This window comes from Frigoribacterium faeni (genome assembly GCF_011761235.1).
GTDB classification, from domain to species: domain Bacteria; phylum Actinomycetota; class Actinomycetes; order Actinomycetales; family Microbacteriaceae; genus Frigoribacterium; species Frigoribacterium faeni_A.
The window spans coordinates 1-770 of sequence record NZ_JAAOYW010000001.1; the positions used below are offsets into that span (position 1 = coordinate 1).

Below are 770 nucleotides of genomic sequence, written 5' to 3' on the forward strand. Positions count from 1 at the left end.
GGGGCGCGCCCCCCCCCCCCCCCCGGCCCCGGCCCCCCCCCCCTTTGGCCCCCCCCCCCCCCCCCGCGGGGGGCCCCCCCGCCCACTTCGGGGTGCGGGGCCCGACCGCGCGCGGTAGCGTCTGCCGCACGCACCGGCACCGTCGCCGGCGCGGCCGAGCCGAGGAGGCGCCCCGTGCCCCGCATCACCCCCGTCCTGTGGTTCGACGGCGAGGCCGAGGCGGCCGCGACGGCCTACGTCTCGCTCTTCGCCCGCTCCCGGATCACCTCGGTCTCGCGGTACCCCGACGACTTCCCCGATCCCGCCTCGGCGGGACGCGCCCTCGTGGTCGAGTTCGAGCTCGACGGCCTCGGGTTCCAGGCGCTGAACGGCGGCCCCGGCCCCGTCCCGACGGAGGCCGTGTCGCTCTCCGTGGCGGTCGACGACCAGGAGGAGCTCGACCGTCTCTGGGACGCCCTCGCCGCCGACGGGGGCCAGGAGGGCCGGTGCGGCTGGGTCCGCGACCGCTGGGGCTTCTGGTGGCAGGTCGTTCCCGCCGCGGTGCAGCGCACCGTCGGCGGGCCCGACCCGGCCGGCGCCTCCCGGGCCATGGCGGCCATGACGACCATGGGCCGGCTCGTGGTCGCCGACCTCGAGAGCGCCTACCGCGGCGACTGACCGCCGCGCCCGCGAGACACCCCGAAGTGGGGGGGGGACCCCCCCGCGGGGGGGGGGGGGGGGCCCCCGCGGGGGGGGGGGGGCCACCCCCACCGGCACCGGCCCCGCGGCCC

The 770-nt window shown here is 81.2% G+C and carries 1 protein-coding gene; it reads left to right on the forward strand.

Annotation, left to right across the window (positions count from 1 at the left end; translation table 11 throughout):
- The first annotated feature begins 174 nt into the window (after positions 1 to 174).
- Complete coding sequence (locus FHR78_RS00010; RefSeq protein ID WP_166758516.1) at positions 175 to 657, forward strand: VOC family protein; 483 nt, start codon at positions 175 to 177, stop codon at positions 655 to 657.
- The last annotated feature ends 113 nt before the right edge of the window (positions 658 to 770 follow it).